Source organism: Planctobacterium marinum, assembly GCF_036322805.1.
Classification (GTDB): domain Bacteria; phylum Pseudomonadota; class Gammaproteobacteria; order Enterobacterales; family Alteromonadaceae; genus Planctobacterium; species Planctobacterium marinum_A.
In genome coordinates, this window is record NZ_AP027272.1 from 1,168,574 (window position 1) to 1,187,567 (window position 18,994).

Genomic DNA, 18,994 nt, shown 5'->3' on the forward strand with positions numbered 1-18,994 from the left:
AAACTGATTTAACTTAAACCCTCTATCTCTCCTTGCAGATAACCTATATAGGGCCAATGCTATTAATCATTCCGCTGATCAATTACTTGATGGGATTGGTATAAGGTTTAGCGTTGCTGGAAATAAATCCGTTACAAATTTCGGATTTCCTTTTTTCCGGGTGTTGCTATATTAAAGATGTGGACAGTAAAACTGTGCATTTAACAACATCAAAAACAAATCAGGACTTTTTCCACGGACAGGATAACCTTTGAAGGGGAGCTGTTATGAGCGAGAGTCAATTACCTTCATGTATCAGCCATCTGACCGATTCGCTGCAGGTGGTGCAATTCTATTGCCGGAATATTCCAATTCAGGTACCTAAGTTTGCCGTTTATGCGGTGCTGGATAATCCCGTGTTTGACAAAATCGTCTATCGCGAAAATCGCAAAGTCGGCATGATAAAACTGGGACGTTATCTGGTACCTGTTATCGATCCGTTGCACGGACGCCTGGAAGAGCGCCCCAATCACATCGTGGTGATAAGCCAAAGTAAGGGCAACAAATTTGGTTTGTTTGGCTATCCTGCAGATGAGGTTAAAGACAATTTATTGTTGCCTTTTTATCATCGTTCGGTGCGCAAAATAGTGAAGGATTTCGTGTAACCGGGCTGATTAAATTTTAATAGTATAGTAATCAAAACTGTCGATCATTTTATAGCCCAGTTGGTCATATAGCGCCTTTGCCTGAACGTTATCTTTCGCCGTGGCCAGCTTAATGGCATACGCTTTGTTTTTCTGAGCAAATGCTTGTGCTGTCATCATCAAGGCTTTTGCTACTCCTTGCTTGCGCGCTTTTTCAGTAACATACAAATCATTCAGAATATAAACCTGCTTCATGGCAACCGAAGAAAAGGATGGGAACAGTTGGGTAAAACCCATACCGTTATTGTTTTCATCTAACGCGATATAAATGATGGAATCGCGTTTCACCAGGCGCTCTGAGATAAAGGCTCGCGCTGAATTTAAATCACCGGGCTGTTGATAAAACTGGCGATACTGATCGAATAAGTCTGCACATTGTTCAAGTTGGTCATGGGTTACTTGTTGTATTTTCATCAGGAGCTCGTTGGTTATTGTTGTCGGGATTCACCTTCCATTCTATCTAATGCCGTCCCCAATGCAGCAAAATAGCGAAGAAAGTGACCGGCGATTTCGGTGCGTTGTTGTGGTTCTGGATAGATGCCTAGTTTCGCTTCAGTGGATTGTTTGGTGCCTTGTACTAAAAACGCGTTTTTAAGAGGCTGATCTTGCACCCAGGCTTCAAAGGCTCGGGCGCATACTTCTTGTGGTTGCGCATAATAATAAGTGTTGAGAGATTTGTCCGCCGCTGCACTTTTGATAAAGAGCTCACTGAGCTCGTCACTGTTGGGTTTGAGAAAAATATGCTGGTAGCAGTTTTCCAGTAAATGATTAATCGGGTGTTCAATGACCTGAATATTTTTCAGCCACAACACGGAAGCAAAATCTGTATGGTTGGCTTTCTGGAATAGCTTTTGGCTTATGTAATGATCAAAAGCGTGAAACCATTCATGGGCCAATGCGCCGCCGCCGGCATTTTTCGCCAGCGCCAGGGTTCGTGTGCCGGAATTGTAGTGGGCGGAGCTATATTTTTGTCCACCTTTGCCAAAGGCCAAAGACAGTGTACCGTTTAAAGAAATAACCTGTTCGGGCACCTGGAGTATGGTCATCAGATCGCACAGCGCATCAAAGAACAAATTGGCTGCGATTTGTTGCTCTTGTTTGGTCACCCAGTTGCCCACTGTGGCGGTTTTAAAGCCGAAAATCTTAATGATGTCATTAAAAGAGACATCCGCACCGTCGCGGTGGCTGGGCCCATTGCGATAATAGGATTGATGTAACCGGGAGGATTTCTGAGATTGGCTCAAACTTGTAAACAAACACTGCAATTTAGCGCGATGATAGCAGTATTTTGAGGCAATTTAAAAAACAGTCAGTCGTTACTGAGTATGAAGCTCTATTTTCGATAGTCACGAACTATAGCGAGTAAAACTCGCTATATATGTATAGCAATGAACGCTGTTTTCTTACTAGCTCAGAAGCAACACTAAAATATAAATCAACGGAATGGAGCCCGATAACCAGGATAACGAACGAATATAAGGGAGCCCCAATAAAACACTCAATATATAGAAGCTTCTGGATATCATGATAACAATGGCTAAAAAGCCTAAATGGGCGACGCTAATTTCACTCGCTTCCAGGCAGATGAATAATCCGCAAAAAAACACCAAAAATTCAGTTTGATTGTCTTTTGCTCGTCGAGATCTAAGCTGGCATTTTTGTTCAGTTTTTTGCGCGTCCAGATTAGATAAGGCGTAAGCCAATCCGTGACTTCTGGCACGGTATACAACCTGCAAGCCTAGTAACATGAAATAAAGCACCAGGTTATAAAGCAATGCAAGATAAAAAGGATCCATAAATACTCCTTAATTGTTTAATGACACTCTTGTTTCGTCGGTTTCTTAACGAGTATCAGAGGTGTTTGTTGATAACAATTGCTGGTCTGCTAAATGGATTTGTTGCCAGTCACCACTTTCATAGGCGTAAACCGGGGCCCGAAAGAACTCAGGAAAGCGCTGCTGTTTTTGAAAAATTTCCAAATCTGGTGAGCGTGTGAACAACATTTTTACAAAAAAAAGCAGTGCGTTAGTGACAGAACTAAAGGTACGATTCTGTAAACCTGATTGTTGCAAATGACGCTGCAAAATCATCTCGAAGCTCTCGGCATGCTCTCCCGTAAGCTCAAACACCAGATCATTGACACCCTCTTTTGAAGCAAAAACTCCGTGTTCTAATTCCTCAAGGTAATAATTAACATTTACCATCTGGTAGGTATCAAATCCCATGGCTTTTAAAGATTTAAACAACATCTTTTTACTGATAGTCATAGGCCGGATTTTTCTTCCCAGGGCTTGTGAATAGCAATCAATGACATCCTGGTGGGAAATGAGCTTAGGCCCTGTTATCCGATAGGTCTTGAATTTATGGTTGTCGGTTTTTTGCAAAATTTCAGCAATTACCCGGCCCTGATCTTCCTCTGAAGGAGGCGCATTTAAGGCTTTGTGCGCAAGCTCATGCTTAGTTAATAAGGTGGGATAAATACCCAGTTGAGTAACCATCTCTAGAGTGAAAAAATAGGTAAACCCAAACAGGCCGGTATTGATAAAAGTATAAGCGGTATTTTTATGTAGGTTTGCCAGTTGTTTGGTTAACCATTGTTCACGTGTGTGAATTGCCGGGTGGGCCGCTGAGGCTAACCATTGGTTCATATAGACAACATGCTCCACTGCGGCATGCTCTGCCGCCACAATGAAATTTGCCGTTTTCAATAAGGCATCTTGTTCAAACGGAGCGCAAAAATAAGCACCAGAGACGCCGTTAAGTGCCGATTCAATATCCCGGTAATCATCTAAGTTTCCCTGCACAATTTCCGCACCCAGAGATTGCAGCTGTTTCGACTTCCCTGACTGAGTGTTTCTCACTACAGCTTTGACAGCAAGCCCGCGTTTTAAAAGTGCCAGTGAAGTAGTGAATCCGGTATTTCCATTGGCTGCGGTCACCAGTATTTTTTGTGTCATATCGTTATCTCCTGAGACTCTGGAGCACATGTTGCACTCATTAGAAAACTTATTTAAGCTTCAAATTGGACAAAAAAGCTCCATATAGGACATTTGCATGCAAGTCTTGAAAGTCAACATTTTGGTGAGTGAAAACGCGTTATTTTCTACTGTGTTTGGGCCATTTGATATGTTCATTCAGGCAGGAGTTTTCTGGAACAAGATCCATGATTTACCACTGACACCAAATTTTGATGTTTCAATTACGGGGCTCACGGATAAAGAAATTACAGGGCTAAGCGGCGCGAAAATACGGCCGCATAAGAGAATTTCAGATGATGATGACTTTGATTTAGTGATAGTGCCGTCGGAAGGAATGAATATTCAACCACACAGCCAGAGCTTTAAGCGCAGAGTTGCTTATATCAAACTAATGCACGAGCGCGGGGCAATTGTTGCCAGCATCTGTACGGGCGCCTTTTTATTGGCCGCAACGGGATTGCTAAATGGCAAAACAGCCACTACCCATTGGGCATTAGAGTCGCCATTCAGAGCGGCTTTTCCGGAGGTTAAACTGGATACTAATTTATTGATTGCAGAGGAGGGGAATGTGCTAACCGCGGGTGGTGTCAGTGCCGATCAGGATTTGTGCATGCGCTTGATTGAAAGGTGTTGCGATAGAGACGTAGCGCTGCAAACGGCTAAGTGTACTTTGGTGGATTTTCACAATAATAAACAGTCGAGTTTTAAATCTTTTGTGATCAACAAAACCCATGGTGATAGTGCCGTTTTGCTCTGCCAAAAACATATTGCAGACAATTTGCATCGCACAATAAGCATCTCCGAGTTGGCAATTTTCAGCAATTTAACCACTAAAACCTTAAATCGAAAATTTAAAAAGGCCACCAATTATGCAGTCAACGAATACATTCAACATCTCAAAGTAGAAGAGGCGCGTCGAATTTTGGAGGCTGAGACGGTCTCTTTTGAGTATGTGTCACAATTGTTAGGTTATGAAAATGTCAGCTTTTTTCGGCGCTTGTTTAAAAGGCTGGTTGGGGTATCACCCAAAGAATACCGACGATTGTTTAATGGTGTGGAATCAAACTCGTTGCCATTGGCACAAAAAAATTAGAAAGAGGCTGGGATACTTACCAGTACCTCTTCCATTGGCACCTTTAATTCATGACTTCATAGGTCATCATTGCCATGTCAGCGGCATCTTCCCTGATATCAATAAGCGCTTTGTACTCGGGTGAATCAAACCAGGCATCCACTTTTTCCTGAGAAGGAAATCGAGCAATAACCACTTGTTCAGCGTTATAACCATTGCCGTTGAGTACCCGACTTAACGTGCCGCGAAGAACGAGTTCAGCCTCATGCTTAGAGGCCAACTGTTTGGATTGAACCAGGTATGACTGAAACTTATCAGCGTCTTTTACGGTAAAAGTAGAAATCATAACTACAGACATTTTAATTCCTTAATTGAGTTGTATAGGAAAATTGCTTGTTGAAAATCAGTAAGCAGCAACATCAGGATCACTCAGTTGGCGAAATTAAGTAAGATTCAGTAAAGACATTAAAAGTCCATTTGGGACAAGTGTAGGTGCTCGACAAAGAGGCAAAGATAAAAAAAACAGAATAAAAAAGGCCAGCAAAATGCTGGCCTGTGTAGAGTAGAAATACTCGTTTTAATCCCCAAATTCCCGGATAACCGTGTTGAGGGTATCTTTGGCATCGCCAAATACCATTCGGGTGTTATCTTTGAAGAACAGTGGGTTATCCACACCGGCGAAACCGGCTGAGGCTGAGCGTTTCAGCACAAATACGTTTCTGGCTCTATGGGCTTCAATGATTGGCATACCGTAAATTGGGCTGCCTTTCATTTCTTTAGCGGCCGGGTTAACCACATCGTTGGCACCAATAATAATGGCGACATCAAAGCTGTCCATACGCGGATTGATGGCGTCCATTTCGTACAGCTGCTCGTAGGGGACATCGGCTTCGGCCAGTAATACGTTCATGTGGCCAGGCATACGTCCCGCCACCGGGTGAATGGCATAGGCCACTTCTGCGCCATTTTGCTCCAATAGTTCCTGTAATTCTTTAACCGCATGTTGCGCCTGAGCTACCGCCATACCATAGCCAGGAATAACTACCACGCTTTGAGCCGCTTCTAACACATAGAAGGCGTCTTCTGGAGATAGTGATTTAATTTCTCCCTCGATTTTTTCACCTGCTTCGATGGGTTTGGCGAAACCAGATAACAGGATATTCATCAAAGAGCGATTCATGGCTTTACACATGATTTGCGTCAGGATAATCCCGCTGGCACCCACCAGTAAGCCCGCCACAATCAGAATATTGTTCTGAATAGCAAGGCCCGCTGCAGTAGCCGCCAGTCCGGAATAGCTGTTGAGCAGGGAAATCACCACTGGCATATCTGCACCGCCAATTGGGATGGTGGCCAGGATACCAAAAACTAAGGCTAAAGCGATGGCGATGTAAAACCATTGCAAGTTAAAAGGCTGTGTGGCGATGACAAAAGGCAGTGCGATAGCGGTGATGATAATCAAACCATTTAGCCAGCGCTGTCCCGGAAAAATCAGGGCTTTACTGGCCATTCTGCCGCCTAGTTTTGCCCAGGCAATTAAACTTCCACTGAAGGTGACGCCACCGATAAGTATAGAAATATAGGCAATCACCATCGTGGTTATGGTCAGGCTGTCACTATTGCTGATGGTGAGGGTTGATAAACCCAGTAGCAAGCTCGCCAGACCGCCAAAACCATTAAACAGGGAAACCAGCTCAGGCATGGCGGTCATTTCTACTCGTTTTGCCATCCAGGCACCGAGTACACCACCGATTAATATACCTGCGAAAATTAACTCATAGCTGATGATATCCTTGTGCAGCAAGGTCATGACGATGGCGATAAACATACCCAGCGCAGAAGTCAGATTGCCTTTTTTGGCCGTAGCAGGGTGACTCAGTAATTTAAGGCCCACAATAAACAAGATGGCAGCAATAACATAGCTGATATTCACTAAAATAAGCATATCCATTATTTGGCCTCCTTATTCTTTTGTTTGGACTTAAACATGGACAGCATACGGTCAGTTACCATATAACCACCCACCACGTTTACCGTGGCAAAAATAACCGCGGCCACACCCAATATGGTAGTAAGTTGGGTATTGTCAGAGCCTGCCGATACCATGGCGCCAATCAAGGTGACACCGGATATCGCATTGGCACCCGACATTAACGGGGTATGCAGGGTGGCAGGGACTTTGTGAATCAGTTCAAAACCCAGAAAGCCTGCCAGTACCAGAATAAAGAGTAAGTAAATCAGTTCCATCAGGCGTCTCCTTCAGTGGCTGCAAAGTGTTTTATGAGCATGGCATTGCGTAATTCCTGCTGATGAACAATTACGCAGCCATCTAAAATGTCGTCTTCCAGGTCCAGCACAAAGCGTTTTTGTTCTTTGTCCCAGTATTCATCTAGCAGATTAAATAGGTTGTTGGCGTACAAATCGCTAGCATCTTTAGGCACCTGATTAGGCCAGTTACCGGTACCGACAATTTTCACGCCGTTTTTAACTACGGTTTTACCCGGCTCAGAACCGGCGACATTGCCGCCATTTTCTGCCGCCATATCTACCAGCACGCTACCGGGTTTCATACCGGCAATATCTTCTTCGCTGACGATAAGAGGGGGTTTACGACCGAACAGTTGCGCGGTAGTTATTACAAGGTCTGAGTCGGCAATCGCCTGACGTTGACCTTCTTTTTGTTTTTGCATCTGCTCTTGTGTAAGGGCGTTGGCATAACCCTGACTGGTTTGTCCGGTTTCACCTAAATCAATTTCCAGAAATTTGGCTCCCAGTGATTGCACTTGTTCTGCCACCACGGGACGGGTATCAAATGCGGTCACACTGGCACCAAGACGCTTGGCGGTGGCAATCGCTTGCAGACCTGCCACACCCGCCCCAATGATAAACACTTTGGCAGGTTTTACTGTTCCCGCAGGTGTCATCATCATAGGTAGAATAGTGTCTAACTGGCTGGCGCCATTGAGCATCATTACATAACCTGCCAGGTTGGTTTGGGAACTTAAGGCGTCCATTTTTTGTGAGCGTGTGGTACGCGGTATCATTTCCACGCTGATGGCGGTGACTTGCTTCGCTTGTAATTGCTCTATCAGCGGTTGCTGGAAGAAAGGATCTAAATGCCCAATCACCAATGCACCCGCTTGCAGGTGCTCAATATCATCCTGGGTTGGCCTTGTGACATACAAAACGATATCGGCTTCTTTAAGCCCTGATGTCCGGTCGTCAATGATTTTAGCGCCGGCCTCTACAAAGCTGGCATCATCATAACCTGCCAATAATCCAGTGCCTTTTTCCACGGTAATTGAAGCACCAGCCAGGGTTAACTTTTTAACTGTGGCGGGGGTAGCGCTGCATCTACGCTCCAAAGAAACATCGTCAGAATCTTGTGCGATCCCGGGTGTTTCATTCACAACAAATATTTTCATTTCGACTCCAATAACGATGGCTTATGTTACAGAGTATGAAAATCCGGCGGAAAAGCTAAATTACTTATTTAGATGGCGATTATAGATTTTAGTGATAAAGGTCGGACCAGATGGGATTTAGTACGATAAATAAGCGCTCAACAACTGGAGTTATTGCTTAAGAAGATTATTGTCCAAGTTGGAAATGAGTGAAATTTAACCTGTTATTTAAAAATCTGTCATACTTGATGTACAAAATATAGTCAGCTGAACAATAATAATAACGGTAACAGCCTATGTATGTATTAAGACTCAATCAAAGTACCATGCCCTTGGGGTGGATCACTATTGAAGAAGCTTGTAAGCAATATTCTCTTGGCAATGTGTTGTTTGAATTGGGCACCGCTAAGCGAACTTTGCTTGGCGGCCACAATCGAGACGGCGAGCAAAGCCAACTGCAAATTGCCTCAATTATTGGCTGCAAGGGCAAAGTGATTCATCAGAAAGGTAAAATCCCTTTGTGCAATCGCTGGCTTTTTGCCCGAGATAATTACACCTGTTTGTATTGTGCTCATCAATTTCGTCCGGGCCAATTAACGCTCGACCACATAGTGCCGCGTTCCCGCGGAGGTAAGAAAACCTGGATGAATTCGGCAACAGCCTGTAAACGCTGTAACGTGCAAAAAGGGGCGCGCACGCCCGAGGAGGCCAATATGCATCTGATCGCAGTACCCTTCAAACCCAACATGTATGAGCAGCTATATTTGCGTAACAATCGCATACTGGAAGATCAAAAGGAGTATTTGAGTACGCAGTTTTCTTCCAGGCGGGACTGGTTGGGTGGCAAATTAGTTGCCTGAGTCCGGCTATTTAATGAACTAAATTCTCCGATTGCTCGTTTAAAACACAAATTGCCAAACGGGGAATAAACATGAACTTACATATAGAATCCTTTGAAGGGGGCTTTTACCTGGCTTCGATTGAGGACGAAAACCGCACCTGGTATCTTTACGATGAACAAAATCATCCGAAGAAATTTAACTGTATCAATGAGATAAAGTCTTTTCTGGATAACGAGCGTTTTGAAAAAGTGTGGTTAAAGCAAAATACGCCGTATGACGAGATGTGCGGCATGACTCCAGACCCTGAAGCGTTGAAAATGGAAATTGAATGGCATTAGCTGTTAGCTGAAAATGCCAAACTATGAATTAGTCTAATGGCTGCAAGATAAATGCCTCGCTCACTATTCTGGTGGGGGTTGGATTACGCTGCAATAAGTGGTTCAGTGTCTTTAGGTGTTCAAAGTCCAAGGGAAGAGGGGCCTCGTTGGGCTGATAGGTTGCCCCCACTGGGTAATCAATACCTGGCGCCTTACTCATTTCAATGTGTGTTCCCATAATAGCGGTAACGGCTAACGATGCTGTGTGTTCATATAAGCGTTGGATACTGAGTCGGTATTCTTGCCAGTTGCGCACGTAAAGCCTGCCGGGATACAAACTATCTCCCGTAAGCAGCCATCCAGTATGTTGGTCAAATAGTGCAATCGCATCCTCACTGTGACCGGGTATCGGTATAAGAGTTAGCGTTCGGCCACCCAAGTCAATCAATTTAGTATCCTCTGGCCAATTCAAGGCTTTTGGACCGTAGCCAAAATGCGCCTTTACGCCAATGAGGTTGGGGGGAATAACTGTGGTTTCCGGGGGATTCTGAAATTGTCCATCTGCGGCAATATGGTCACTATGGCCATGAGAATGTAACACCAGCAATGGCATCTTACGGTGGGTAGAAGCTGCCGATAACAGTAGTTTCTGTACTTCACTATATAGCGGAAATTTATTGGCGTTGGCCGTGGCACCAGTATCAAGAAGCAAGGCCCATTCCTTACCTATAAGTAAATAAATAAAAGGTGCTTCGTAATGCAGGCATTTGTTCTGTCGTAGAACAAACGTTTGGGCATTGTATTGAAAGGATTCAATTGCACTGGATTGCTGGTTTTGACAATCTGCTGCACCGTGGTACCACTGGTGTTGGCGCAGCTTCTGCAGATTTTTGTTTGAAGAAGTTGTGTGGGGTGTTGAGTTAGCCTGGTAACTGATAACCCAAGTGATTAACAGACATACCAAAGCATGTTTAAGATTGGTCATAACGTGTTATTCCAAAAAATCCTGAAACTCGATGTACAAAGGGTGATGATGCTGACAGTGTCTGATATCCACGGTTAACGATTGATTTTCTTTTGCAACCCATACATTTAATGGACTTTCCGGGGGCTCGATACAGTTATCGCCTAGATAAATGGCGTCAAAGGAGGGGGCTTTTCTTATCTGGTGTACCAGTAAATGCCGCTTTGAGGGGAGCGGGATAACTTGCCATTGGGTAACCGGAGCCGATTCTGGTAAAGATCCGGATAGATGTCTTCGATAGATTAGTTGTTCAAATTCTACTGTGTCTTGTGCCCAACGCTTACCGCCACGCTCAAAATGACCCTGAAATACCGTGGCCTCAAGCGAAAAAGACTCTCCCTCTATAAGCCGGTTGAGGTCAAAATCCTCGGGTAGTAGCGTTAAAACTGCTGAGTGTTCTGTCGTATTCTCTTGTGATGTTAAATACCCGATATACTGTGCTTCTCGTGCCATTTTTATTTGGTATATCAACTGGTAGTCGTGTGGTGCCTGATACAGTGGTAAGTGGCTGGCAAAGAGATGATGGCCATCAGTAAACAACACCATGCCATGGGAGCCGATACGCAGATGGTGGGCATGTTCGTCGGTCTTGACATTGTCTGCCTGAAAGTTGTTAGCCAGGGAGTCATCTGCCCGATTAGGCATCGGGATCAAAATGGTTAACAGGCTGAACAGTGTGATTAAGCGAATTGGGGGCACAAGCGTTTTTCCATCGGTGGCACATCAATTATCGCTATTGTCTGATATTGGCGGTTATAAAAACATCGAAATAGAGTGCATAAATGTTTCCTATTGGGATATGGTATTAATTTGATTGTGTACGTTTGGTGAATTGTGGACCTCAACGATTTACGCTATTTTTTGACCGTAGCCCGCAGTAATAACCTGCAAGTTGCGGCCAAAGAACTCAATAAAACACCCGGTGCTTTGTCTAAAGCGATACGTCGTATTGAGGCATTGACCAATACCCAACTGTTTGAGCGACAAGGCAGGAACATTCGCTTAAACCTGCAGGGCGAACGTTTTTGTGATTACGCTCGGGTAATAGTGCATGAATCTGAGCAAGCGATTAGCGCCTTTGGACAAGGGCAACATAAAACCTTGGTTAATATTTCTGGACCTGTGGTGTTGTTGCATTACTTACTGCCTGAGGTACTGGACTGCTTACCGGATCATCAGTTTCAAGTGCATATTGCGGCACAATGGGAAGGAGAGGCGCTGAAACAGGTAAGCGATGGCTCTGCCCATTTTGCCATTGTTACTGCAGAAGCGATTGCCAGTGGCAACGCTGATATCGCGAAGATTGATTTGGGTGAAACCGAATTTGCTGTTATGGCTGGGCCTGCTCATCCATTGCTGCAGCAGAATCGCAATAACATCCTTTCTCATGAGAGTATTCTCCAATACCCTTTTGCTTGTCCGGCGGTTTCACCGTTTTGCGGTATTAAGCGGGGAATCGGCTCCGATGGCTGGCGAGATGATGTTTTATCGCGAGAGATTGCTTATCGATGTGATGATTTCAGCACCTTATTGATGTTGGTACAACAAGGTCGAGCTTTGGCCTATATGCCTGATTTGTGCGCTGCTTCCGGGATATTAGAGCGCTTGAATGTGTGTCAACTACCTTGGCATTATCGAGAAAAACTCTGTCTGGTGTATAAACCAAGTAAAGCCTCCGGCTGGTTAAATCGCTTTGTCTCAGAACTGCAGATCCAGCTTTCAAGAGCATGACCTAATCAAATAGCCTCTTCAAAGGCGTTTTCCATAATTAAACGACAACAAACCCTTGACCTTATATATAACTATAGGGTTTATTCTTGTTTGTAACCTTGAAGCACCGAAGAGAATGTTATGTATAAGATTGGACAACTGGCTAAGGCGGAGAACATTACGGTAGAAGCGCTGCGTTTCTACGATCAGCAAGGGATCTTATCGCCCGGCTTGCGGGCCGACAATGGCTATCGCTTGTACAGCGAAGACGACAGAGTGCGTCTGCGGTTTATTCAGTCTGCCAAGAATCTGGGGTTTACCCTCAAAGAAGTGAAAGAGTTACTGGATATCAAAGTTGAAAAAGGCGCCCATACCTGTGGCGAGGTAAAATATATCGCAGAACATAAATTAGCGGATATTCAGCAAAAGATTCAACAATTACAACGCTTTGAAACAACCCTTAAAAAGGTGGTGGCCACCTGTTGTGGTGGGCCTGAGAGTGCTGAACATTGTTCTATTCTGGAAGCGATAGAGGAGAAAGTGGCGTGAACTTGTTAATTAATTTCTGGGATTTGCTGGTGCTGTCTGCTCCTTGGCTGTTGTTGGGGTACTTTATCGCAGGGGTGATGAATGTCTATCTACCTAAAAAGTGGATGGAAAGTCAGTTAGGTAAGGCGTCTTTTGGTCATTCGGTTAAGGCGGCGTTTATTGGTGCCCCCTTGCCGTTGTGTTCTTGCGGTGTGATCCCGACAGCCTTGGGATTGAGAAAGCGCGGCGCTTCCAAAAACGCCACCGCGTCTTTCATGGTAGCTACTCCCGAAACCGGCGTGGATTCGGTCTCGGTCACTTACGCCTTGATGGGGCCATTAATGGCAATAGTGCGCCCCATCGCGGCCATAACCAGTGCCATTGTCGCGGGGGAACTTGTGCGTTTGACCGATAAAGAAGGGTTACCTGCTGAAAAGCCGAAGGCACACAGTTGCTGTGGCCACAAGCATTCCAACGATAACACTGAGGATAAAAGCTGGACTGCGGTGTTGCAGTTTTCATTTGGTAAGTTATTGGGAGATACCGCTACCTGGTTGCTGGTGGGCCTGGCCTTTGCTGCCATGGTACAAACCTGGGTACCGGAATCACTCTTTGTGCAATGGGGTGACAGTATTCTTACTATGATGTTAATGATTGTGGTGAGTATTCCTATGTATATCTGCGCGACCGCGTCAACTCCCATCGGTGCCGGGTTTATTCTGGCCGGAGTTTCGCCGGGGGCCGTGCTGGTATTTATGCTCACCGGACCAGCTACCAATCTTGCGACGTTGGGTGTGTTGGGTAAGGAATTGGGCAGGCGCGCCATCGTCGCCTATCTTACTGGGGTTATTTTGACTGCGATAGCCATGGGACTGATGCTGGACTCCCTGTTGCAACAAACCGGCTGGCAGGTGAATATCGCAGAGCAACTGCATGAGCATCAAGAAAGTCTGTTATACACTTTCAGTGGCATAGTATTGAGTGTTTTAATGCTGCGTTATTACGCTGTTAGTATCAAGCAACGTCTAGTTTCCTCCCGAATGGAATCAAGTAGCCTTTAACTGTACAGGTGATCTGTTTATGGTGATTAAAAGCACTGTATTATTTTGTATTTTTGTCGCCGGCACAAAGAGGGAACAATTGCGTAATTCGGGTTTATCTTTCGTAAAAACTTTCGCTAATTCCAGGTTTAAAAAAAGCCTTATCAGGCTGGCTGGTTGCTTCGTTATGATTCTGCTTTTTAGCGGGTGTAGCACAGTGCCAAAAAGTCATGAGCATAGTGAACTAGAGAAAAAAATGAGCACTTTTTTCGCTATATACGATGCCCGAGAGAATTTCGAACAATTGCTCTCGTACTACGCAAGTGATGCCGTGCTGATTGATGTTGTTTATGGGCATTGCGCTAAAGGCAAGCAAGCGATTCGCGAATTTCTGAGGTGGGGTGATCCGCTTTTAAAATTAAATGAGGGCAACAGTTTGTCAATTCAAAAGCAACTTTTGAATGGTGATACCGGCGTTACTATTGGTACTTTTGAGCCTATTACCTATGGCGGACAATCGTATAGTTATTGGAAATTCGTGATTATTCAGACATTTGATGAAAACGGACTGATCCAGAAACAGGTCGATTGGATAAACTACCTGCCCAGAGAAGACTTTCCGGGAGGCGCTGATATTAACCTTTTGGATCCTTTTGGAGAGCAGCAAGATTGCAATATGTCGAGCAGTTAAAGCGACTTGCATCGTTTCTGCACAAAAACCTCCTGCGCATTCATCCTTGAATGAATTTCTTCTATGAAAACGCAGGAGAAACGGGAACCGTGTTTTTATTCGTAGCGCAATGCCTTGATGGGTGTTGCTCGGGCTACCTTGGTGGCTTTCCCTCCAACTGTCAGCCAGGCGATCAAAAGGGCTAACAGGCTGGCAATCAGACAGCTGATGAACACCCATAATTCACTGATGCGGTATGGGAATGCTTGTAGCCAATTGGTCATGAGCAAGGTCGCAATGACACAGCCCAGTAAACTGGCCAGTAGCACTGGCTTGGAGAACTGCCAGGTGAGTAGTTTGACAATATCCAATACGCTGGCCCCCATCACTTTTCGAATGCCGATTTCCTTGAAACGGCGCTCGGCAGTAAAGCTGGCCAAGCCAAATAAGCCGAGACATGACACCACCACCGCCAGTGCTGATGCCACTGCCAATAATTGCGCTTGTTTTTGCTCACCCTGAAAATCGCGCTCGATAACTTCACTGACATACGTGCGTACAAAGGGCAGTTCCGGAACATTTTGCTGCCAATAGGAAAGCAGCGACTGCTCCGCTTTTTGCGGCGAACCATCAAAGCGCACCGCCAAAAAGCCAATACCGCCGTAGTCCACAAAAATATAGACTTCCGGTTGAATTCGCTCTCTCACGGTGCGGTAGTTGATGTTGTTGACCACGCCCACCACAGTGGCAAAAATGGTGATATCGCCGAATTGGTATTCTAACTCCTTACCCAGTATTTCCTCATTCGAGCTGTACCCGAATTGCTGCACCGCTTCTTCGTTCACCAGGGTATTGATTTGCCTGATATCCGGATTTTGCATCAACTGCTGAAAATCAGGACGGATGTCTTTGGCGATATTGATATCAAAGTAACGACCAGCCACCATTTCCCCGTTGAAGGTGTCTAAAAAGCCCTCATCGACATTTCTGAAATGAGTATTCTGGCTATAGCGGGAGCCATCAGCGCGATTGAAGGACACCCCTAACTGCCAGTTGTTGGCCATTGCCGGGAACATGTTTATGTAGGTGGCTGCTTGCATATCAGGCAATTTCAGTATCTGTTCCCGGATAAGCTTTTGTCTTGAGGATTGGGCGACCGGTTCCCGGCCGACACCATGTAGCATGACGATTTGGTCTTTGTCGTAGCCCACTTCCATGTTCATTGCGTGCTGTCGTTGCGCGAACATCACAATGGCGCATACAATTAGTGCAATGGATATGGCAAATTGGGCTACTACCAGTAAATTGCGCAGCATAACACTGCCTGAGGTCTCTGCTGATTTATTGGCTTTTAACACCTTAGCTGGATGAAATGCGGATAAAATCAGCGCCGGATAAAAACCGCCCAATACACCCACAACAAAGACCAAAAGCAGCATTACCAGAGTATTGAATCCCATGTACTCAAACACCAGGTCTCGCTCTAAAAACTGGCTATAAGCGGGCAAAGCTAACTCCACAAAAACCAGGGCAAAGATCAGCGCGATGGCGGTCAGGAAAATGGTCTCACCTAAAAACTGCATAATGAGCTGCGGCCTTGAGGCCCCCATGACTTTGCGCAGTGCCACTTCCTTTGCGCGTCGGGTAGAGCGTGCCACAGACAAGTTAGTAAAATTGATGCTGGCAATGAGCAGAATCACCAAGGCAATACTGGTAAAGATGGCAATATTGGTTTGCCTGCCAGGTTCATTCAGGTAAATATCAGTGAGTGGACGAGCCAAAAATGCAATCCAATCTTGAGGCTCAGCATAAGTTTCCTGGATAAATTCCGGCAGGATCACTCTGTCTTTCACTAGTTGTTCCAGACGACCATTTATATCTTCTGCACTGGCACCAGGTTGTAACGTAACTAAAGTCAGGTTATTGCCGCCACCCCAATCTGCATACATCCAGGACTGAGTTTCGACGTAATCCTCTTCAACAATTTTAACCAGCGCGGTCAAGCCCTCAATGCTGGTGTTATGGGCCATGTTTTTATATACCGCTCCCACGCGGAAATCTTTGACTACTCCCCAGCTATCTATAGTGACCACCTCGCCAATAGCCTCCAGATTACCAAAATATTTGATGGCCAGCTGTTCAGACAGAGCGATCCCGGCATTATCGTTAAGCGTGCTGGCTAAATCACCGCGTAACGTTTCAAACGCCAAAATATCGATGACTTCTGGATCCACAAAATACAGTGGCTCCTCGTAGATATCATTGCGGGTAGTGACGATCGGCCATTGTCGGTTGAGTCTGGCTGTGACTTCTATCTGATCAGGAAAATAATCCAATAAAGTGTGTTTTAATGGGCCCGGAGCTACATTAAAAGATTGCGGCTCACTGCCCGGAATGGAGTAGGTTGATTCAATCAGGTAGGTACGTTGCGGGGCTGGCCATTGTTGGTCGAATCCGGTCTCATCTTCAATAAAAATGAACAATAACAAACAACTGGCGAGACCAATGGCCAGGCCGAGAATATTGATCAAGCTATACAGCTTGTCGCTAATGATATTGCGCCAGGCAATTTGCAGGTAGTTTTTAAACATGGTTCATATTCCCTCAGGCTGCTTTGACGCTTTCGGTGACTACTTTGCCATCGAATAAATTAATGGTACGTGTGGCGTAATCGGCGTGTGCGGCACTGTGGGTTACCATCACAATAGTGGTACCTTCCACGTTCAATTGTTGCAGCATTTCCATCACTTCCTGGCCATGGGCACTGTCCAGGTTTCCTGTGGGTTCATCAGCCAGGATCATCGCCTGGTCGCCTACCACGGCGCGGGCCACTGCAACTCGCTGTTGCTGTCCACCGGATAGCTGTCCGGGCATGTGATTAGCGCGATGGGCAATACCCACTTTGTCCATCACTTGCAAGACTCTGTCGCGACGTTCATGGGCAGGAATATCGTGATAGAGTAGGGCTAATTCGATGTTTTCCTGTACTGATAGCTCATCCACCAGGTTAAAGCTTTGAAAAATAAAACCAATATTGTGTTTGCGGATAGCGCTTAGCTGACTTTCTTTGAACCCGGAAATTTCCTGATCCAGGAAGTGGTATTCACCACTGCTGGGACTGTCCAACATACCCAGAATATTGAGCAGAGTAGATTTACCACAACCTGATGGGCCCATAATGGCAACAAACTCACCGTGTTCTATGTCCAGGTTCACCTGATCAAGCGCGGTTGTCTCGATATCATTGGACTGATAAACCCTGGAAATATTGTTTAGCTTAATCATGATTCGTTCCTTTCAGTGTTCGTGTGGGTTATAGGTTAAGATTGAGTCGTTCTATTTGCTGGTATTCGCCATAAGAAGAGACAATGACGCGTTCATCTGCCGCCAGGCCAGAAATGACTTCAATGTATTGATTGTTACGTCGACCTGTTCTGATATTGCGCTTTACCGCTTCGCTACCGTCTTGCGATACAACGAATATCCAGTTGCCACCGGTATCCTGAAAAAACGCGGCGTTGGGGATCAAAATGGCGGGCTCGGCATCACTTAGCTGCAGCCTGGTTTGCAGGGTTTGCCCGCGGCGAATATCACCTGGTTTCTGGTCATCAAATTGCAAGTCCACTTCAAATTGTCCATTGCGCACTTGCGGATAAATTTTACTGATGCTTAGCGAAAAGTTTTGATTGTTGCGAGATAAGGAGGCTTTTTGCTCCAGATCTACTCGGCCCAGATAAAACTCGTCGATAAAAGCACTTACCTTGAAGTCATCCGGTGTATCAATCTGTCCCAAGCGTCCCCCTCGGGCGATACTCTGGCCTATTTCAGCATCGAAGCCGGAGAGTTTGCCAGCCACTGGCGCGCGGATATTCATGTTTTCCAGATTTTGTCGGGAAATTTGCAGTGCTTTTTCCAGTTGCTCACCGGTGGATTTGAGAAACGCCAATTGTTGTTGCTGCATCAGTTCATCGGTGCGCTGGCTCTCCAGGGAAACCGTTAAGGTGTCGGTGTACCAGGCAAGCGTGTCTCTGGTGTCGTCCACCTGATTTTTGGCTATCAGATTGTTGTTTAGTAACTCTTGTTCATGAGCTAGTTGGCGAGAGAGCAAGCGAATTTGATGATTGAGATCTAACAAATTGCGTTTGTGTTGCAGACGATTTTGCTCCAGTTGCAGTTCGATGGAGCGCATGTTGTTGAGTTGTTCCGCTACCAGGGCTTCATTACTGGTAACACTGAGCTGCAGAGAAGTATTAGACAAACGAGCAATCATGTCGCCAGCCTTTAAAGTGGCCCCGTCCTCAACAAAAATAGCTTCAACCCGGCCACCCTCAATGGCGTCCAGGAAAACCGTTTTGGCGGGGGTGACGCGGCCGCGCAAGGGGATAAAATCCTCGAAAATACCGCGTTCTACGGTTGCTATGTTAAGGCGATTTGTGTCCACCGACAAAGCCCGTTCCCCGGTTTGGCTAAGCCCCCATACGAGAGCTGCCACAAGGATTGCAGCACAAGCAATTACAAGCGCTTTCTTCCATGGTGCGCCACTGGCGACGATCTTTTTGTCCATGCTAGCGCCAGAGCGAGGCTTGTTGACTCGTCCAGCCTCTGGGATCTGAAAGGTTTTTGTATGCTGAGCTTTAAGTTCCATTGCTTATGACGCCAATAGTGAGTGACAACTGTTATTTTTCATAACAAGTCTTGTGCCAAAGCATAAGGCTATGAATTTATT

General features: G+C 45.5%; 21 protein-coding genes. 8 read left to right on the forward strand and 13 right to left on the reverse strand.

The genetic code is table 11. The features are described from left to right. The first annotated feature begins 266 nt into the window (after positions 1 to 266). Positions 267 to 644: a hypothetical protein gene (locus AABA75_RS05130; RefSeq protein ID WP_338291462.1), complete on the forward strand. Its 378-nt coding sequence runs from the start codon at positions 267 to 269 to the stop codon at positions 642 to 644. Between the two features lie 9 nt (positions 645 to 653). On the opposite strand, the gene AABA75_RS05135 is transcribed toward AABA75_RS05130, so the two are convergent. The 4 genes from AABA75_RS05135 to AABA75_RS05150 form a co-directional block, all read right to left on the reverse strand. Then, positions 654 to 1,097, reverse strand: a complete 444-nt coding sequence (locus tag AABA75_RS05135; RefSeq protein ID WP_338291463.1) for a GNAT family N-acetyltransferase — start codon at positions 1,095 to 1,097, stop codon at positions 654 to 656. A 14-nt stretch (positions 1,098 to 1,111) separates the two neighbouring features. Beyond that, positions 1,112 to 1,927, reverse strand: a complete 816-nt coding sequence (locus AABA75_RS05140; protein ID WP_338291464.1) for a CLCA_X family protein — start codon at positions 1,925 to 1,927, stop codon at positions 1,112 to 1,114. Between the two features lie 162 nt (positions 1,928 to 2,089). Beyond that, positions 2,090 to 2,479 carry an MAPEG family protein gene (locus AABA75_RS05145; RefSeq protein WP_338291465.1) on the reverse strand — a complete coding sequence of 130 codons (390 nt, stop codon included), beginning with the start codon at positions 2,477 to 2,479 and terminating at the stop codon, positions 2,090 to 2,092. A 45-nt stretch (positions 2,480 to 2,524) separates the two neighbouring features. After that, positions 2,525 to 3,640, reverse strand: a complete 1,116-nt coding sequence (locus AABA75_RS05150; RefSeq protein ID WP_338291466.1) for an NmrA family NAD(P)-binding protein — start codon at positions 3,638 to 3,640, stop codon at positions 2,525 to 2,527. Positions 3,641 to 3,737: 97 nt separating this feature from the next. On the opposite strand from AABA75_RS05150, the gene AABA75_RS05155 reads away from it, so the two are divergent. Continuing rightward, a complete protein-coding gene (locus tag AABA75_RS05155; protein ID WP_338291467.1) occupies positions 3,738 to 4,754 on the forward strand; it encodes a GlxA family transcriptional regulator in 1,017 nt (338 codons plus the stop codon). 43 nt (positions 4,755 to 4,797) lie between these two features. Here AABA75_RS05155 and AABA75_RS05160 read toward each other — a convergent pair whose 3' ends face one another. The 4 genes from AABA75_RS05160 to AABA75_RS05175 all read right to left on the reverse strand — a co-directional run bounded on the left by AABA75_RS05160 (position 4,798) and on the right by AABA75_RS05175 (position 8,158). Beyond that, on the reverse strand, positions 4,798 to 5,091 hold the full coding sequence (locus tag AABA75_RS05160; RefSeq protein ID WP_338291468.1) for a DUF1330 domain-containing protein: 294 nt from the start codon (positions 5,089 to 5,091) through the stop codon (positions 4,798 to 4,800). A 219-nt stretch (positions 5,092 to 5,310) separates the two neighbouring features. Then, the gene (locus AABA75_RS05165; protein ID WP_338291469.1) at positions 5,311 to 6,684 is read right to left on the reverse strand and encodes an NAD(P)(+) transhydrogenase (Re/Si-specific) subunit beta; all 1,374 of its coding nucleotides are present in this window, start codon (positions 6,682 to 6,684) and stop codon (positions 5,311 to 5,313) included. Beyond that, the gene (locus AABA75_RS05170) at positions 6,684 to 6,980 is read right to left on the reverse strand and encodes an NAD(P) transhydrogenase subunit alpha (protein WP_338291470.1); all 297 of its coding nucleotides are present in this window, start codon (positions 6,978 to 6,980) and stop codon (positions 6,684 to 6,686) included. The genes AABA75_RS05165 and AABA75_RS05170 overlap by 1 nt, the downstream gene beginning before the upstream one ends. Next, the gene (locus AABA75_RS05175) at positions 6,980 to 8,158 is read right to left on the reverse strand and encodes an NAD(P) transhydrogenase subunit alpha (protein WP_338291471.1); all 1,179 of its coding nucleotides are present in this window, start codon (positions 8,156 to 8,158) and stop codon (positions 6,980 to 6,982) included. Before AABA75_RS05175 ends, AABA75_RS05170 begins: the two co-directional genes overlap by 1 nt. Before the next feature lie 275 nt (positions 8,159 to 8,433). Here AABA75_RS05175 and AABA75_RS05180 point away from each other — a divergent pair, with 275 nt between their 5' ends. Both AABA75_RS05180 and AABA75_RS05185 read left to right on the forward strand, forming a co-directional pair. Beyond that, positions 8,434 to 8,997 carry an HNH endonuclease gene (locus tag AABA75_RS05180; RefSeq protein ID WP_338291472.1) on the forward strand — a complete coding sequence of 188 codons (564 nt, stop codon included), beginning with the start codon at positions 8,434 to 8,436 and terminating at the stop codon, positions 8,995 to 8,997. 71 nt (positions 8,998 to 9,068) lie between these two features. Next, positions 9,069 to 9,317, forward strand: a complete 249-nt coding sequence (locus tag AABA75_RS05185) for a DUF6482 family protein (RefSeq protein ID WP_338291474.1) — start codon at positions 9,069 to 9,071, stop codon at positions 9,315 to 9,317. A 28-nt stretch (positions 9,318 to 9,345) separates the two neighbouring features. Here the strand turns inward: AABA75_RS05185 and AABA75_RS05190 are convergent, their stop codons facing one another. Continuing rightward, entirely contained in the window at positions 9,346 to 10,281 is a 936-nt protein-coding gene (locus tag AABA75_RS05190) for an MBL fold metallo-hydrolase (protein WP_338291475.1), read from the reverse strand. 6 nt (positions 10,282 to 10,287) lie between these two features. Beyond that, entirely contained in the window at positions 10,288 to 11,019 is a 732-nt protein-coding gene (locus tag AABA75_RS05195) for a hypothetical protein (protein ID WP_338291476.1), read from the reverse strand. A 135-nt stretch (positions 11,020 to 11,154) separates the two neighbouring features. Here AABA75_RS05195 and AABA75_RS05200 point away from each other — a divergent pair, with 135 nt between their 5' ends. The 4 genes from AABA75_RS05200 to AABA75_RS05215 all read left to right on the forward strand — a co-directional run bounded on the left by AABA75_RS05200 (position 11,155) and on the right by AABA75_RS05215 (position 14,289). Continuing rightward, positions 11,155 to 12,051, forward strand: a complete 897-nt coding sequence (locus tag AABA75_RS05200) for a LysR family transcriptional regulator (protein ID WP_338291477.1) — start codon at positions 11,155 to 11,157, stop codon at positions 12,049 to 12,051. Positions 12,052 to 12,171: 120 nt separating this feature from the next. Continuing rightward, complete coding sequence (zntR, locus tag AABA75_RS05205) at positions 12,172 to 12,579, forward strand: Zn(2+)-responsive transcriptional regulator (protein WP_338291478.1); 408 nt, start codon at positions 12,172 to 12,174, stop codon at positions 12,577 to 12,579. Then, a complete protein-coding gene (locus AABA75_RS05210; protein ID WP_338291479.1) occupies positions 12,576 to 13,619 on the forward strand; it encodes an SO_0444 family Cu/Zn efflux transporter in 1,044 nt (347 codons plus the stop codon). Before zntR ends, AABA75_RS05210 begins: the two co-directional genes overlap by 4 nt. A gap of 19 nt (positions 13,620 to 13,638) precedes the next feature. Then, positions 13,639 to 14,289, forward strand: a complete 651-nt coding sequence (locus tag AABA75_RS05215; protein ID WP_338291480.1) for a nuclear transport factor 2 family protein — start codon at positions 13,639 to 13,641, stop codon at positions 14,287 to 14,289. A gap of 95 nt (positions 14,290 to 14,384) precedes the next feature. Here the strand turns inward: AABA75_RS05215 and AABA75_RS05220 are convergent, their stop codons facing one another. Genes AABA75_RS05220 through AABA75_RS05230 form a run of 3 tightly spaced genes read right to left on the reverse strand, consistent with a single transcriptional unit; the run spans position 14,385 to position 18,832 of the window. Further along, positions 14,385 to 16,859, reverse strand: a complete 2,475-nt coding sequence (locus tag AABA75_RS05220) for an ABC transporter permease (protein ID WP_338291482.1) — start codon at positions 16,857 to 16,859, stop codon at positions 14,385 to 14,387. 13 nt (positions 16,860 to 16,872) lie between these two features. Then, positions 16,873 to 17,553 (reverse strand): ABC transporter ATP-binding protein, encoded by a 681-nt coding sequence (locus AABA75_RS05225; protein WP_338291483.1) that lies wholly within the window; start codon positions 17,551 to 17,553, stop codon positions 16,873 to 16,875. 28 nt (positions 17,554 to 17,581) lie between these two features. Continuing rightward, positions 17,582 to 18,832 carry an efflux RND transporter periplasmic adaptor subunit gene (locus tag AABA75_RS05230; protein ID WP_338291485.1) on the reverse strand — a complete coding sequence of 417 codons (1,251 nt, stop codon included), beginning with the start codon at positions 18,830 to 18,832 and terminating at the stop codon, positions 17,582 to 17,584. Positions 18,833 to 18,994 lie beyond the last annotated feature (162 nt).

Bases quoted from the DNA above. Each gene is read 5' to 3' on its own strand.
- AABA75_RS05150 (WP_338291466.1), bottom strand. From the start codon at position 3,640: ATGACACAAAAAATACTGGTGACCGCAGCCAATGGAAATACCGGATTC.
- AABA75_RS05180 (WP_338291472.1), top strand. From the start codon at position 8,434: ATGTATGTATTAAGACTCAATCAAAGTACCATGCCCTTGGGGTGGATC.
- zntR (WP_338291478.1), top strand. From the start codon at position 12,172: ATGTATAAGATTGGACAACTGGCTAAGGCGGAGAACATTACGGTAGAA.
- AABA75_RS05160 (WP_338291468.1), bottom strand. From the start codon at position 5,091: ATGTCTGTAGTTATGATTTCTACTTTTACCGTAAAAGACGCTGATAAG.
- AABA75_RS05145 (WP_338291465.1), bottom strand. From the start codon at position 2,479: ATGGATCCTTTTTATCTTGCATTGCTTTATAACCTGGTGCTTTATTTC.
- AABA75_RS05155 (WP_338291467.1), top strand. From the start codon at position 3,738: ATGCAAGTCTTGAAAGTCAACATTTTGGTGAGTGAAAACGCGTTATTT.
- AABA75_RS05220 (WP_338291482.1), bottom strand. From the start codon at position 16,859: ATGTTTAAAAACTACCTGCAAATTGCCTGGCGCAATATCATTAGCGAC.
- AABA75_RS05165 (WP_338291469.1), bottom strand. From the start codon at position 6,684: ATGGATATGCTTATTTTAGTGAATATCAGCTATGTTATTGCTGCCATC.
- AABA75_RS05135 (WP_338291463.1), bottom strand. From the start codon at position 1,097: ATGAAAATACAACAAGTAACCCATGACCAACTTGAACAATGTGCAGAC.
- AABA75_RS05175 (WP_338291471.1), bottom strand. From the start codon at position 8,158: ATGAAAATATTTGTTGTGAATGAAACACCCGGGATCGCACAAGATTCT.
- AABA75_RS05215 (WP_338291480.1), top strand. From the start codon at position 13,639: ATGGTGATTAAAAGCACTGTATTATTTTGTATTTTTGTCGCCGGCACA.
- AABA75_RS05225 (WP_338291483.1), bottom strand. From the start codon at position 17,553: ATGATTAAGCTAAACAATATTTCCAGGGTTTATCAGTCCAATGATATC.
- AABA75_RS05230 (WP_338291485.1), bottom strand. From the start codon at position 18,832: ATGGACAAAAAGATCGTCGCCAGTGGCGCACCATGGAAGAAAGCGCTT.
- AABA75_RS05170 (WP_338291470.1), bottom strand. From the start codon at position 6,980: ATGGAACTGATTTACTTACTCTTTATTCTGGTACTGGCAGGCTTTCTG.
- AABA75_RS05130 (WP_338291462.1), top strand. From the start codon at position 267: ATGAGCGAGAGTCAATTACCTTCATGTATCAGCCATCTGACCGATTCG.
- AABA75_RS05185 (WP_338291474.1), top strand. From the start codon at position 9,069: ATGAACTTACATATAGAATCCTTTGAAGGGGGCTTTTACCTGGCTTCG.
- AABA75_RS05190 (WP_338291475.1), bottom strand. From the start codon at position 10,281: ATGACCAATCTTAAACATGCTTTGGTATGTCTGTTAATCACTTGGGTT.